Below are 15,537 nucleotides of genomic sequence, written 5' to 3'. Positions count from 1 at the left end.
GTGTTAGAGGATTTAACAACTGAAATTAGAAATGAGCGTACAAGTAAACTAGATCAGTTAAGTGTTGATGAATTTTTACAGATAATGAATGAAGAAGATCAAAAAGTAGCATTGGCAGTTAAAGAAGAGATCCCGATGATTTCAAAAGTAGTTCAGCTAGTCGTTGAAGCATTTCGAAATGGAGGCCGTTTAATCTATACAGGTGCTGGTACAAGTGGAAGAATTGGGCTTTTAGATGCAGTCGAATGCCCGCCTACATTTGGAACTGATCCTAGTGAAGTAGTTGGCTTAATTGCAGGGGGAGAAAGAGCATTTATTAAAGCAGTTGAAGGTGCTGAAGATAGCGAAGAGCTTGGCAAAGAGGACCTTCAAAGTATATCACTTACTAAAAATGATATCGTGATCGGTATTGCTGCATCTGGTAGAACGCCTTATGTAATAGGTGCTTTAAAATATGCTAACGAGATTGGAGCAAAAACCGTCGCTGTAGCATGTAATAAAGAATCGAAAATTGGAGAGGTTGCGATACATAAAATTGAAGTAGATAATGGTCCAGAAGTATTAACTGGCTCTACTCGATTAAAAGCGGGAACATCTCAAAAATTAATTTGTAATATGATTTCAACTGCTTCAATGATCGGTATCGGAAAAGTATATAAAAACCTAATGGTAGACTTGCAATTGACGAATATTAAACTAGTTGATCGAGCGAAAAGAATAATTGTAGAAGCAACTGGATGTGATTATGAAACAGCAAGTCATTATTTAGTGAAAGCACATAATCAAACGAAGATAGCAATCGTCATGATTTTAACAGGAATGAATTATGAAGACGCGATTAAGAGTTTGAAAAACGCTAGTGGTTTCATTAGCAAAGTAGTGAAAAATTAAGTAGGGCGGCAACTAGTAAATCGCTTACTAGCTTGTCGCTTTTCTTTTCGCGTTAAAATTGTATTCAATTTTTATACTATATAATTTATAATTTGTTTAGATTGTATTCATGCGAAAAAGAGAGGAATACAATATTTTTTGGTTTAAAATTTTCATAATTCTAAATTTTATATAAATACAAAGAGAGTTGAGTAGATTAAATGAATGCATTAAACGGCGGTTTAATCATGTTAAAAGAAATGCTATATAAACTTCCACCATCTGAAAGAAGAGCAGCCAAATATATTATCGAAAATCCAGAAAAATCAATTCAATATACAGTTTTTGAGCTTGCAGAAAAAAGTCAAACAAGTAATTCAGCCATTATTAGATTATGTCGTTCACTAGGCCTAAAAGGGTTTCAGGAGCTAAAGCTACGCATTGCAGGTGATATCATCACGACAAGTGAGACAGGCTCAAGAGATATTAATTTAGGAGAATCAACTGCATCCATCGTTAAAAAAATGATGAATAATAATATTCAAGCTATTAAAGATACTAGCGATATTATTAATGTTAGTGATTTAGAAGAAGCTGTACAAGCTCTAACAAAAGCTAGAAATATTTACTTCTTTGGTGTCGGAGGATCAATGGTAGTTGCATTAGACGCCCAGCAGAAGTTCTTGCGTATTAAGAAATATACATCTGCATTTACTGATTTACATTCGTTAGCTGTACAAATAGCAAACCACGAAGAAAATGACGTATTAGTTGGAATATCGTTTTCCGGCGAAACATGGGAAGTTCAAAAAGCTCTCCAAATAGCGAAGGAAAATGGTGTAAATACAATTAGTATTACTGGTTTTGGTTCTAATTCAGTTTCGAACCTATCAGATATAAAGTTATTCAATTCTCCACACCGAGAAGCGACATTTCGAAGTGGAGCAACGTCTTCAAGGATGGCTCAACTACATGTAATTGATATTTTATTTATTGCTGTTGCGACACAAGAATACGATCAAACAATTCAGTATATTGACCAAACAAGAACGGCTATTTCATCATTAAAAAAATAATGAGATAAAAGTAATGATAGTTCGATAATGTTGAATGAAATTTTAAAATATTTGTATCCTCAATTTATTTGAGATATAATACGTTAAACCATTTCTTTACCAGGATCCACGTTAGATAGCCCTTATTCTATTTTGGAATAAGGGTTTTTTGCTTTTGCACATTAAGAAAATATAAATTGGAAGGCGGTGAAGATCAGTCGACGTAGATGCCAATTTTAGGTATAAGTATAAGTGCAACTACCCCTCTGTCTTCTCCTAAGGCTCGCCAATCGGCGAGTTTTCTTTATAAACATAAAAAAGTCAGATTCTACTATGTAGAATCTGACTTTTATTAATTATGCTTTTTTAACGTTAGTTGCTTGTGGACCGCGTTGACCTTGTTCTACTTCAAAAGTAACTGCTTGTCCTTCATCTAATGATTTGAAACCATCAGTTTGAATTGCTGAGAAGTGTACGAATACATCATCACCATTTTCACGCTCGATGAATCCAAAACCTTTTTCTGCGTTAAACCATTTTACTTTACCATTTTCCATTGATGTAACCTCCTTGTGCTGCTTACGCACATTGTAATAGTTAAATTTTAACAATTTTATTAAAGATATGCAAATTTCTCTGAAAAATAATTCATTAATTAATTTAAGTGACTTGCTAAAAGTCCATTTTAAAAGAGAAAAATGAGTGAGTTAGATAAAATTTTGAACACGATATCAAACGGTTCTATTTTTCATTTTTTTGATGTCTAAAAAAATTTTTTTTTTGGACATTTATGCTAGGAAACCCTGTCATATCAACGAATTTTAATGGTGGACAAATTTTGTCCATAGGGTGGATAAAGTCCCTGGAGAAATGCTGATTCGAACGTGTTATAGTGTGCTTAGGAGGTGTTTCTAATGCAAATTTTAATCTGTAAAGAATGCGAAGAAACCATTGAGTACACGGAGTATAAAAAAGTTGTCAAAATCTATTCTACTTGCGAAACTTGCAAAAACGAAGCTACTAATTCAACTGCAGAATAATATATATATATTAATTAATGGAAACCCAGCAAACTTAAGTTCATTCTTTCGGTTTTCTATAATTTTATCCTAAATATTAAACGGAAAGAGGCACCTCCAAGCTAGGATGGTGCCTCTTATGCTGTTTTGAATCGGATTATCTTATTAATTTGGGCCACTTTGAGCATTTAGCATGTGAAATTCATAACGTCTGCACGTCTTACCAGCGCTGGACGCCGCTTTACTAACGAAGAACACCGTTTTATCAACGAAGAATATCTTTTTATCAACAAAAACATCGCTTTATCAACGAAGAACACCGTTTTATCAACGAAGTTCACAACTTTANNTTTATCAATAAAGTTCACAAAGTGTTCGTATGCTTTGAGAGATAGATTGCGTTATATTTCAACACACGAAAAAACACAAGGAAAAACAAATTCCTTGTGCGTTCTCATCATGTTTATTTTACTTCGTATTCAGCTGCTTTTAAAAGTATATCAACGATATGAACGACTTCCACACGATCTGATTGTTTTTCTCGGTCGACACCTAGTTTCATTTGAAGTAAGCATCCAGGATTTGCAGTTACTATTGTCGTAGCTTGCGTTTTTGTTGCTTGCTTCATCTTGTAATCTAGTATTTGCATCGACATTTCTGATTCGACAATATTATAAATACCGGCAGAACCGCAGCAACGGTCTGCGTCATTCATTTCGTGATAGTAAACATTTTGAATGGACTTCAATAATGTTCTAGGAGCGGAAGCAGTTCTCATGACATTTCTTAAGTGACATGAATCCTGATACGTAATAATTTGTTCTGGTAAACTTAATTTCACTTTTTTATGGAATTCAACTTCTACTAGAATTTCCGATATATCTTTTAGTTTATTTTTAAATGAAATCGCTCGATCTTTCCAAATCGGATCATCTTTAAGAAGGTGATCGTAGTCAATTAGGAAACCTCCACAGCCACCTGCATTTGTAATGATATAATCTACTCCAAGATTCTCGAAAGCTTCGATATTTTTCCTAGCCATATCTTTTGCAATCGATTTTTCACCGCTATGTCCATGTAATGCGCCACAGCACGCTTGGTCCTTAGGAATGACAATTTCACAGCCAGCTAATTGTAAAAGCTTCATTGTCGCATTGTTTGTGTCTAGGAACATCGTATCCATTAAACATCCAGAGAAAAATGCTACCTTTTTAACTTTTTCTTTTAGTGGAGGTAGATAATCAGGGCGTGATTTCATTTGTTTCATAGTTGGAACTTTTGGTAAAACTTTTTCCATAGCAGATAAGTTGTTTGGTATTAACTTCATGATTCCAGCTTTTCTTGCAACGACTTGTAGGCCTGTTCGTTGATATAATCCTAATAAGCCTACAGCTAGTCTCATACGCTTTTGGTGTGGAAAAAGTTCTTTAAATACGACTTTACGTACTGCGCGTGCAGGAAGTGAATGCTTTTTGTGTTGCGCAATAATATCTCTTGCTTCTTCTAGTAAATGGCCGTATTTTACACCAGAAGGACAAACAGGCTCACATGCACGACAACCAAGGCAAAGCTCAAGTGTACGTTCCACATCTTCATCTGGTTCAATTAAACCATCCGTTACTGCTTTCATTAAAGCAATACGGCCACGTGGTGAGTGCGATTCTTTTTGTCCAGATTCAATATATGTTGGACAGCTTGGTAAACAAAAACCGCATCGCATGCAGTTTAAAAGCTCATCTTCGTTCATACGTTCTTTAAATTGTTGACCGATTGCTTGTTGTTCTTGAAGTGTTGTCATTTTGACACCACCATTCTTTTGCGACTATCTTTTGCAAAGACTTTACCAGGGTTCATAATATGATTTGGATCTAAAGCTGATTTGACAGCAAGCATTGCGTTAATGCCTTCTTTGCCAAGCTTTAATTCAAGGTAAGGAGCTTTTACGATTCCAACTCCGTGTTCACCTGTAATTGTGCCACCTAGTTCAATTGCTTTTTCAAATATCTCTGCAAATGCTTCTTCTACTCGTTCCATTTCTTCATGATTACGAGCATCAGTTGGACAAGTAGGGTGTAGATTACCATCGCCCGCATGGCCGAACGTACAAATTTTTACATTATATTTTTCAGCAATCTCATTAATTGCATTAACCATTTCAGCAATTTTTGAACGAGGTACAGTCGCATCCTCTAAAATTGTTGTCGGTCTTAATTGTGCAAGAGCTGAAAGAGCAGAGCGTCTAGCCGTACGTAATGCTACTGCTTCTTCTTCGGATTTAGCTACACTCACTGAAACGCATTTTTCTTGCTGACAGATTGATTTAATTAATTCGATGTCTCTGTTTACAACTTCTTCCGGACCATCTTGTTCAATTAGTAATACAGCTTTTACATCGGTCGGTAAGCCAATTTGCGCAAAGTTTTCAACTACTTTTAGAGTAGGTTGATCCATAAATTCAAGTGAAGTAGGAATAATTTTATTAGCGATAATTTTAGAAACAGTTTTGGCTGCATCTTCTAAGCTATCATATAATGCAAGCATTGTTTTTTTCGTTTCTGGCATTGGGATCAGCTTCAATGTAGCTTCAGTAATAATTCCTAATGTTCCTTCAGAGCCAACAAATAAACGAGTGAAATCATATCCTGCAACATCTTTTGCTAGTTTCCCACCAGTTCGAATGATGTCTCCGTTTGCTAATACGATTTCAAGAGCGATTACATAATCACGTGTTACGCCATATTTTAACCCACGCAGGCCACCTGAATTTTCATTAATATTTCCACCTATTGTAGAAATTTTCATTGAGCTTGGATCTGGCGGATAAAATAAACCTCTTTCTTCGATTTTATTGATCATATCAAGTGTCACTACACCTGGTTGAACTGTAATCGTTAAGTTTTCTTCATCAATCTCAAGGATATTGTTTAAGTGTTTAAATAAAACAACGATTCCGCCCTCAGTTGGACAAGTACCACCGCATAAATTCGTTCCCGAACCTCTAGGTACAATTGGAATGATGTGTTCGTTACAAATTTTCACAATTTCGGATACTTCTTTAGTAGAGCGAGGACTAATGACTGCATCCGGAAGTGATTGCAAATTTGGTGTAGCATCGTAAGAATAGACGAGTCTCTCAACTTTTGAATCATCATAATTTTCATTTCCAACGATTGCTATTAAACGTTGAGCAATGTCTTTTGTAATCATAAATAAATTCCCCCCATTATCTTAATTCAAGTATAAAGAGTTAGTAGACGAATTTACTATAGAGAAAAATACAGAAAAAACACCAATTATCGGTGTTTTTTTGTAGAATCATCTAAAAGGTATGTTCCTATATATAGTTTGAATAAATCTTGGATATTTTTAGGATTCAAATTCGTTAATTCAGAAATTTTATTGAGGCGATATAGTAGTGTGTTTATATGAATATGTAATGTTTGTGCAGTATTTTTAAGCGATAGATTTTGGTTTAAATATTCTTTGATCGTACTATATAAATCTTCTTCACTTAAAATCGGTGAAATTGTACGTTGTATAAATGTTTTCTTAATTTCTGGTGAAAGTTCCTGCAAGATTAAATCAATTGTTAAGTCTACATCAAAAATAATTGAACTTGTTTTTAATGCGACCTTCAATGCTCGAACTGCTTGATGGTATGATTTATGTAATTGATTTGGAAGGATTTGTTGCCCAACACCAGCAGCGATCGGGAAGTTTAGTCGATTTTTAATTATTTCATAAAGATCATTTACTCGTTGTAGAGTATCTTTATTCAAATCGTCTACTTTCATCAAAACTACAATACGATTATTGCCCCAACGAACAAGTACGTCCTCTGAAGATCGATTAGTTAAATCCAGCAATAGTTGGCGAGTATCGATTGGTAACATATTTGAATTTTCCCACTCAAAAATAACAATCTGTCTTGCATAATTTAAATCAATATTTAACATAGTCGAACGTTCATAAAAAGGATCATCCCACTCGATATCTTGAATCCAATCAAATACAAATGCTTCAAGTGCTCTTTGGTGTAAATCAATTTGGTCTGTATAATAATTTTCTCTAATTAATAATTCGGTCATTCTACGAAGCATTTCTCCAAAAGGTGAAATTTGTTCGGGATTTCCTGTAATGCCAATCACTCCAACTATTTCATTTTGAAAATAAATAGGAAGATTAATACCAGCCTTTACACCAGTCAATCGGTTTTCATCTTCGGAAGTTATCGTAAAAGTTATCCCCTCATTAATTGCAATTAAGGAACCTTCGTGAAACGTACCAGTTCGCGTTGGATCTGTACTTGCTATAATGATTCCATCTATATTAATAATAATGATATCCTCTTGTATTAGTTTCCTAACTTCATTTATGATTTTTAAAGCTAACTCATCAAGTACCATGGTTTTCTCCGATCACAATAGTTAATACTAGTATAATGAAAAATTTCGTTATTTCTACTATATGTTATACAATTTAGTTTGTGAAAATAGTAAGAGCAAGAAAAATAGGATTCATTTAACCCTGTCTTTTCTTAGTCTTGCCCGTAATATCCTAGTTTTAACGTGTAGGGTTACTAAATGGAAAGGGTATAATAATACATATATAAGTAATAAAAAGGAGTAAGTGATGAACAATTATAAATTAATCATTCAGTACGATGGAGGCCGTTATAAAGGTTGGCAAAGGCTTGGTAATGGCGAGAACACAATTCAAGGCAAAATTGAACATGTAATTTCAGAAATGGTAGGAAGAGAAATTGAAATTATTGGTAGCAGTCGAACAGATGCAGGTGTACATGCCTTTGAACAGGTTGCTAATTTTAAAATAAAAGAAAACATACCTGAATTAGAAATTAGAAGTTATTTAAATCGTTATCTACCAAATGATATTAGTATAAAAGAAGTTTCGATGGAATCTGACCGTTTTCATTCAAGATATAATACGAGTGCTAAAACGTATGTATATAAAATTTGGAATGAAGAATATACGAATCCTTTTATGCGCAAATATAGTATGCATGTAGAAGAGAACTTAGATCTTAAAAAAATGAAAATGGCAGCAAAGTACTTTTTAGGTGAGCATGACTTTACAGCATTTTCAAATGCCAAGTCTAAGAAGAAATCGATGGTTCGTGAAATCTACTCAATTGATTTCGAAAAGAAAGATGGATTTCTTCAAATAAGAATTAGCGGTAATGGGTTCTTATACAATATGGTTAGAAAAATAGTAGGAACATTAATTGAAGTTGGTACTGGTAAATTAAATGCAGACAATATACCAAAAATAATTGAATTAAAGGATCGTGCACAAGTGAGTAATCTTGCAGATCCTGGTGGGTTATATTTGGAAAAAATAGAGTTTAAGTCATAACTTGAGTCACACTAGAATATTACGAACACAATGTGAACTTTATTGATAAAGCTGTGAACTTCGTTGATATAATGGTGTTTCTCGTTGATATCTTACAGAACTCCGTTGATATAATGGTATTTCTCGTTGATATCTTACAGAACTTCGTTGATATCTTACAGAACTTCGTTGATATATTGCTGATTCACGTTGATATATATCTGGCACTGGTTAAAATCATCATTTTGCCAGCAAATCATACCTTTTTAACATCAAAAAAGAGCATGGAAATAATATTCCAGTGCTCTTTTTTTAGTTCTTAAGTTTATTTTCTCTGGCATCATATGCTTTTTCTTTAAATAGAAGCATAAGGAAAAATCCGATTAGTAATAAAATTAGCATGAAAAAAACGGAATGATTCCATGTAGATTGTTCGCCTTTAATGAACTGCATCGCATCGATTACAATTACCGCACCTAAATTACCTGCCATTAGAAGTAGCCCAGTTGCTTCTCCTGATACTGTTTCACCAACTAGCTCTTCAGTAGATGATAATAGTAAGGCAAAGGCCGGTAAAAAAATGAAGCCAAGGACACTACCTAATACAAGTAGAAATGTAAAATTTCCTGAAGTGCAAACAGGATAAATTAAAAGGAGGGACCCGATTATCGTAAAGAGTAAAAATGGTTTTCGTTTTCCAATTTTGTCTGAAAAAAACGGAATTATAATGGAGCCAATTATGCCCCCAATGATTAAAGAGCCTCCGACAATTCCAGCTTGTTCCGAGGAAATTCCGAACGGTTTTAATATTTGTTCAAGCCAGGATGTTAGTCCATTAAAGACGCCTAATCCTAAAAAGGAAACAATGTTTAATAGTAAAAGGTTTTTGTTTTTGAGTAATTTAAATGTAGTACTAAAACTACTAGATGCCGTTCGTTTGAAATCTGTATTATGATGCCCGATGAAGTAGAAGATGAGAGTAGCAAGTATTGTTAGGATTGCCATGATGACTAAAGTTAATTGAAATCCAAAAAGATCGACCAAAAGGGGAGTCACTGCTAATGCTATTGCCATGCCGATGAACATCCCTACGGTGCCAATGCCTGTTGCGGTAGCTTGCTTATTTTTAGGAAACCAGTCAACGATTAAACTTGATATGGCATTTAAAATATAAGGTTGGCCAATCGCAATCCCTATTTGACCAATTAAGAGGAATGAGAAGCTTGAATCAAATATTCTGATACAAGAAAAAACTGACATGAATAATCCGCCTATTAATATGCTAACACGATATCCACGTCGATCAATTACTTTGCCAGCGTGTATTGAAAGGAGTATATAAATTAGTGGGAATACAATTAATAACCAATTAATGTCTGACTCTGTTACTTCATAATGCGATTTTAAATAAGAGATAAGAGGTGCAAAATTTAGCCAAAGCATTTGACTAATACCAGCAAGTACAGCAAATGACACTAAGACATACCAGTTTGTGAATGGCTTATAAACTTTAGTAGACGTCATTCGATCACTTCCCTAACATATTTTCTATAAATAAATCGATTTAATAGAATATATGTTACGAAGTCTACTAATAACAACTCGTTTAAATAAACAAATATAAACATTTTCTTCAAATTTAAACACCACTAAAAGTAGCCTAACTAATCTGCTACTTTTAGTGGTGTATTTAAACTATTGATTCCTTTCTAAGTAATCAATCGCGTTTTTTAGTCTGTTTAATCCTTCAATAATCTTAGATTTTGGGCATCCAATATTCATACGGATAAAATCCTTTCCGGCCAAACCATATGTTTCTCCGGGCATGATCGCTACTTTTGCATGATGAACAAGTGCATGCTGTAACTGCTCGGTAGAAAAAGGTAGCCCGGAAATATCAATCCATGCCAGGTATGTTGATTCAGGCATAGTAAATTTAAGTTTTGGAAGGTTTTTATTAATGAAATCTTCTACCGTTTTTATATTATCATGTATATATTCGACCAATTCATCAACCCAGTCGCCACATGTATTGTACGCTTTAATTGTCGCCAGTGTCCCAAAAATACTTGCTGATGAAAGTCCGTCTCGATTTTTTATTGATAAGAGAAATTCATTATTCATTTTTTCATTAGGTAAAATCATATATGAGCCACCTAATCCAGGCGTATTAAATGTTTTACTAGCAGAAGTACAAATACATACTTTCTCCAAATTGATGCTAGTGTTTATGATTGGAATATGGGAATTAGGCTCATGCACAATATCCATATGAATTTCATCAGAAATAATGAAAACATTATGTTTATTACACAAGTCAATAATTGTTTCCAATTCATGTTTTGTCCAAACGCGTCCTGTAGGATTATGCGGACTACATAATAGCATGACTTTAGCACGCTTGTGAGATAGTTTTTGTTCTAAATCATCAAAGTCGATTCGATATTTACCATTTTCGTAGAGTAATTGATTGTCAGAAATGAGTCGATTGTTATCTTGAATGACTTTAAAGAAAGCATCATAAGCTGGAGTTTGTATCACGATATGATCGCCCTCATTCGTCAAGTATTCAATTACTTTCGAGATTGAATAAATGACACTTGGACTGTAAACAATCCAATCTTCTTTTATTTCACATGAGAAACGCTTACGAAACCAGCCGATAATTGAATCTTTAAATTCAGCATGATTCCAACGCGTATAGCCAAATATGCCATGCTTCATTCGTTTTTCTAATGTCTGTATTATTTCATCTGGACACTGAAAGTCGGTATCTGAAATCGAGAAGGGGAGCAAATCTGGTTCTCCAAAACGATCTTCAATATAGTCCCACTGTGTACAATAAGTGCCAGTTCGATCAATCATTTGATCAAATTTGTATTTCATTTCGTACATCCCCAATTTTATTTATGATGATAATTTTTCTAATTGTGATTTAAGAATACCTACTTGTGGACCAATAACAACTTGTAAATTATGCTCATCTAATTTCACAACGCCGAGTGCACCACAATCTTTTAAAACTTTTTCATTAATCATCTGCATATTATCGACAACAAGTCTTAATCTAGTAATACAGTTATCTAGTGATTGAATATTCTCTTTCCCACCTAAAGCAGTAAGGATTTTTAAGGCTTGTGCATTTGTACCTTTCACTACTTGGTCTTTACTTTGATCTTCTTCTTCTGCTATTTCTCTACCAGGAGTTTTTAAGTTGAATTTTAATATTGCGTATCTGAAAACTGAGTAATAAACGGCAAACCAAATTGCACCTATAACGGGTACGAGATACCATTTTGTTTTAACGCCCTGTAAAACACCGAAGATAATAAAATCAAGTATGCCACCATCAGTATTACCGATTGTTAAGTGAAGTAGTGCCATTACCATAAAGCCTAATCCTGTTAAAATAACATGAATGAAATATAACGGTGGAGAAACGAATAAGAATAAGAATTCGATTGGTTCTGTGATACCGGTTACAAAAGTTGCAATCACACCTGAAATTAAAAGTCCTTTAATTTTCTTACGATTTTCTGGACGAGCAGTGTGATAAATTGCCAGTGCTACTGCTGGTAAACCAAACATAAATGTTGGCATTTTACCTTGTGATAAGAAAGCTGTCGCAGAAGGACTAAATGGTACACCAGCTTTTAATTGTGCGTAAAATATATTTAGAGCCCCAGATACTGACTGACCATTAACAACCTCAGTACCACCAGCATCAGTAAATCGAATCATTGCAACTAAAATATGATGAAGACCAAACGGTAATAGTAAACGCTCACCAGCACCAAATAAAAATGGTCCGAACACACCAGATTTTTGAATTAAAGTTCCAATACCTGTGATTGCGATTGCAAAAATTGGCCAAATCATTGGAATGATAATCCCAACGATTGATAAAGTAAGTGTTGTTATAATTGGAACGAAGCGAGCACCACCAAAAAAGGCGAATGCATCTGGAAGTTTTATACTATAGAAACGATTATGTAATAAATAAACGATTATACCGGCAATGATCCCACCTAACACACCCATTTCGATTGTTTGGATTCCCATTACCATACCTTGACCAGCTTGACGCATTTTATCTGCTGCTACTAATTGATTTGTTTCTGTTAAATAAAAATTAATTGATAAGTGCATGATGACATAACCAACAAAACCAGAGAAAGCAGCTACGCCTTTTTCATAACGTACAAGACCAAACGGAATAGCCATCGCAAATAAAACTGGTAAGTACGAAAATGCAAAACCACCTATCGTAGACATAAAGCTAAAAATAACTTGCAGTACATGATTTCCTAAAAATGGGAATGTCTCAATTGTTGTTGGACTAGTAAATGAACTTCCAATACCTAACATAAGACCCATAAAGGCCAATAAGGCTACAGGTACCATAAAAGTCTTACCTAAACCTTGGAAAAATTCCCACAGCTGTGATTTAACGGACTTCTTCTTTACCATGTTATTAGCTCCTTCGTTTTTTATTATGTCTTAAGAATACTCACACCCAAAAAGATTAACAACCGTTTGAGATGTTTATGTAAGCGTGTACAATTTTTGTATATTGGAAAGAAATTAAGAGTAGAAAAAGAAGTGAAAGCAGGAAGAGAAAAAAGCAGGGATAATAGGAAAAGTTAAAAAATTTTACCTAGTTCCTGCTCATTATTTTTCATTTAGATAGGCAATGATTATGAAGTCTAGTACCATACTTAAGGGGAAGCGTGATGTCATATCGAGTTCTCCGAAGTAAGTATTTGTAATGAAGGCTTGGAGTGATAAATTTACTTCTTTTTGTAGGCGGTTACTGTGATTTCCGGTGATGGCAATCGTTCTAACATTTCTGTTTTTTAAAATATGAGCGAACTCCAACATGTGCAAAGTTTCTCCACTATATGAAACTAATATAGCTAAATCATTTTCTGTTAAACTATTTGCCGCACTTCGTAGCTCGTCCCAATCAGTTCGGGCATTACATAGTTTTCCGGCAAACATAAGTTTTCTAGAAGCATCGACACAAGCAGGAAGCGAATTACCAACTCCAAAAATCTCTACATGTGTGCTTTCTTTTAGTAATTTAGCAGCTAGCTTTATTTTTTCCTCATCAATATACTCTAATGTTCGCTCCATTTCTTCCTTCATTCTTTCAATATGCGTATTCAGTAGATAGGAGGTAGAAGACACTGGACTTTGAGCTTTATTCGTTTCCATTGAGAGGGTATACTTTAAGTCCTGAAACCCACGAAATCCTAATTGTTGGCATGTTCTACTGATCGTAGCTGTAGATACATAAAGTTCCTTAGATACCTCATCAAGATTAAGCTTCGTAATATAATCAGTATTTTGCAAAATATAATCCAAAACTTGTTTTTCAAGCTGGCTTAGTTTTTCTCTATTTTGTGATAATCGTTTTAATAGTATTTGCATAAAATCTCACCTGCTTTTAGTGAACTAGAATAATATCTTATTATATAGCAATTATTCAGAATTAAGTGAAAGAAATGTGGATAATTTGCAACAGGATTAAAGAGGAGGAAAATATTTTAATTTTAATTTAATCTATTCAAAAGAATAATAGGATGATAATTTAATATAGAGATTAAATTTATTAATTAAATCTAAATAAAGGGGAAATCATTAGTTGAATAATTTGCAGGATATTTTTATTCAGAATGGATTTAAAGTAACAAATGAGGGAAGTAAGTCAATTGAATTTGAACATAGTTTAATGAATGAAGTAATTTATTTACTCCCTAATATTGAAATTACTATTGTGAGGAGTCCAGAGAAGATTGAAGAGAAACCAGAATTAATTAATGATAACATACGCAAAAATCACAATACATCGTTTAAAAAGTTCCCTAAAAAAAGAAATAAAGGGAAAAGTCCAATTCACTATGGCTATGCCTTTAAATTTCAATCACCTCAAGAATTATCTACGTTTCTTTACACTTTAAATAAAAATTAACTTAAACGAAAAGGGGAAAAAATGTTGAAAAAGTATTTTACATTTTTAATTGTTATTAGTTTTATTCTATTAAGTTTTAAAAAACCAGTAGAAGCAAGTACAATTACATATCCTATTAATCAACCAACATATGTTTATAAAGATAAAAAATTTACCTCAAATATTAAGGATATAATACCAAAAAAGAAGGTAGCAGTCGTTAAATCTAGCAGAGATTGGTATTATGTAAAATACACAGATCTAAATGGTAAACAGCAATATGGATGGATTAACACTAAGGGCACGAAGGTACAAATAACGAAACCCAAGACATTCTATTCATTACCTATGAAGACGAATGCTGATTTAGTAAAAAAGAAGGTATTAAAAGGTTATTACATAATAAAAGGTGCAACGAAGACAGGGTGGTACAAGGTCTTATATAATAATCAAGATTATTTTATTCCGATTTCACCTTTTAATGTTACTCTAAATGTAAATACACTAGCATATAAAAATCCAATGGAGCAGACCAATCATATAACTGTAAAAAGTGGAACATATACAATATTAGATGAACAGGCGGAAAATTGGTATAAAATCTCTTATAATAAACAGCAAGTATGGTTACAAAAAATAAAAAAAGTAAGATCCGACGAAAAAGCTGTTTTTAAGAGTGGCTTAACTATTGTTAAAGAGTTGGAAGGAAGCGCATGTACTAATCACGTTAAAGATCATGGAGGTTTGACTAAGTATGGAATTACCCAAAATGTGTATGATGAATATCGAGATGGTCATAATTTAGGGAGGAATTCTGTATGTAAAATCTCAAGTAAAGAAATTGAAGACATAATATACAAAACATATTATGTACCAACTAACGGAACGAAAATGAGCTCAAAATTAGCAATTGTCATGTTAGATACAGCTGTTAATTTTGGTAAAGGGACCGCGTACGCGATTTTTCAAAGAGCAATGGGCATTGATAAAGGGAAGACAAATTGGGGTCCATTAACTAATTATAGTTTTAACCATTTAGCGACGAATCAGGAAAATGATGTTGCGTTAAGAATGATATTTGAAAGAATGCGTTCGCGTTATAATATTGTAGCCAAAGACCCAAGTCAAGGGGATTTTCTTAAAGGCTGGCTAGCTAGAGATCAGAAGTTACTCACGAAATTGGCATTGAAATAGTATAGTTTAGAGAGTGGGTGTCCCAAAAGTAATTTTTAGGGACACCTTTTTTTGCTTAAAAGTAAAAAGGATATGAATCAATGATTCATAC

The 15,537-nt window shown here is 33.7% G+C and carries 14 protein-coding genes; 6 read left to right on the top strand and 8 right to left on the bottom strand.

Annotated elements, in window-relative coordinates; translation table 11 throughout:
- Both murQ and CN692_RS11545 read left to right on the top strand, forming a co-directional pair.
- Positions 1–891 carry an N-acetylmuramic acid 6-phosphate etherase gene (gene murQ / locus CN692_RS11550; RefSeq protein ID WP_098119312.1) on the top strand — a complete coding sequence of 297 codons (891 nt, stop codon included), beginning with the start codon at positions 1–3 and terminating at the stop codon, positions 889–891.
- A gap of 200 nt (positions 892–1,091) precedes the next feature.
- Entirely contained in the window at positions 1,092–1,946 is an 855-nt protein-coding gene (locus CN692_RS11545) for a MurR/RpiR family transcriptional regulator (RefSeq protein WP_179865492.1), read from the top strand.
- A 335-nt stretch (positions 1,947–2,281) separates the two neighbouring features.
- On the opposite strand, the gene CN692_RS11540 is transcribed toward CN692_RS11545, so the two are convergent.
- Positions 2,282–2,482, bottom strand: a complete 201-nt coding sequence (locus CN692_RS11540; RefSeq protein WP_056476843.1) for a cold-shock protein — start codon at positions 2,480–2,482, stop codon at positions 2,282–2,284.
- Positions 2,483–2,839: 357 nt separating this feature from the next.
- Between CN692_RS11540 and CN692_RS11535 the strand changes: the two genes are divergently transcribed.
- Positions 2,840–2,965 (top strand): GapA-binding peptide SR1P, encoded by a 126-nt coding sequence (locus CN692_RS11535; protein WP_098119311.1) that lies wholly within the window; start codon positions 2,840–2,842, stop codon positions 2,963–2,965.
- A 442-nt stretch (positions 2,966–3,407) separates the two neighbouring features.
- On the opposite strand, the gene CN692_RS11530 is transcribed toward CN692_RS11535, so the two are convergent.
- From CN692_RS11530 to CN692_RS11520, 3 genes are all read right to left on the bottom strand, one after another.
- Positions 3,408–4,742, bottom strand: coding sequence for a (Fe-S)-binding protein (locus CN692_RS11530; RefSeq protein WP_098119310.1), 1,335 nt, complete (start codon positions 4,740–4,742; stop codon positions 3,408–3,410).
- Complete coding sequence (gene glcD, locus CN692_RS11525) at positions 4,739–6,151, bottom strand: glycolate oxidase subunit GlcD (protein ID WP_098119309.1); 1,413 nt, start codon at positions 6,149–6,151, stop codon at positions 4,739–4,741. Before glcD ends, CN692_RS11530 begins: the two co-directional genes overlap by 4 nt.
- Positions 6,152–6,237: 86 nt before the next feature.
- On the bottom strand, positions 6,238–7,350 hold the full coding sequence (locus CN692_RS11520; RefSeq protein ID WP_098119308.1) for a PucR family transcriptional regulator: 1,113 nt from the start codon (positions 7,348–7,350) through the stop codon (positions 6,238–6,240).
- Positions 7,351–7,576: 226 nt separating this feature from the next.
- Between CN692_RS11520 and truA the strand changes: the two genes are divergently transcribed.
- Complete coding sequence (truA, locus tag CN692_RS11515) at positions 7,577–8,320, top strand: tRNA pseudouridine(38-40) synthase TruA (RefSeq protein ID WP_098119307.1); 744 nt, start codon at positions 7,577–7,579, stop codon at positions 8,318–8,320.
- Positions 8,321–8,611: 291 nt separating this feature from the next.
- On the opposite strand, the gene CN692_RS11510 is transcribed toward truA, so the two are convergent.
- The 4 genes from CN692_RS11510 to CN692_RS11495 form a co-directional block, all read right to left on the bottom strand.
- On the bottom strand, positions 8,612–9,823 hold the full coding sequence (locus CN692_RS11510; protein WP_098119306.1) for an MFS transporter: 1,212 nt from the start codon (positions 9,821–9,823) through the stop codon (positions 8,612–8,614).
- 171 nt (positions 9,824–9,994) lie between these two features.
- Positions 9,995–11,185, bottom strand: a complete 1,191-nt coding sequence (locus tag CN692_RS11505) for a MalY/PatB family protein (RefSeq protein ID WP_098119305.1) — start codon at positions 11,183–11,185, stop codon at positions 9,995–9,997.
- Positions 11,186–11,206: 21 nt separating this feature from the next.
- Complete coding sequence (gene malX, locus CN692_RS11500; protein WP_098119304.1) at positions 11,207–12,769, bottom strand: maltose/glucose-specific PTS transporter subunit IIBC; 1,563 nt, start codon at positions 12,767–12,769, stop codon at positions 11,207–11,209.
- 201 nt (positions 12,770–12,970) lie between these two features.
- Positions 12,971–13,732 (bottom strand): MurR/RpiR family transcriptional regulator, encoded by a 762-nt coding sequence (locus CN692_RS11495; RefSeq protein ID WP_098119303.1) that lies wholly within the window; start codon positions 13,730–13,732, stop codon positions 12,971–12,973.
- Positions 13,733–13,946: 214 nt separating this feature from the next.
- On the opposite strand from CN692_RS11495, the gene CN692_RS11490 reads away from it, so the two are divergent.
- Both CN692_RS11490 and CN692_RS11485 read left to right on the top strand, forming a co-directional pair.
- Positions 13,947–14,273 (top strand): hypothetical protein, encoded by a 327-nt coding sequence (locus CN692_RS11490; RefSeq protein WP_098119302.1) that lies wholly within the window; start codon positions 13,947–13,949, stop codon positions 14,271–14,273.
- A gap of 24 nt (positions 14,274–14,297) precedes the next feature.
- Positions 14,298–15,446 carry a glycosyl hydrolase 108 family protein gene (locus tag CN692_RS11485; RefSeq protein WP_179865493.1) on the top strand — a complete coding sequence of 383 codons (1,149 nt, stop codon included), beginning with the start codon at positions 14,298–14,300 and terminating at the stop codon, positions 15,444–15,446.
- Positions 15,447–15,537 lie beyond the last annotated feature (91 nt).

Source organism: Bacillus sp. AFS002410, assembly GCF_002556365.1.
Lineage (GTDB): Bacteria > Bacillota > Bacilli > Bacillales > Bacillaceae_G > Gottfriedia.
Note: the sequence above shows the minus strand (reverse complement) of the source record. Positions and strands in the feature narration are given on the sequence as shown.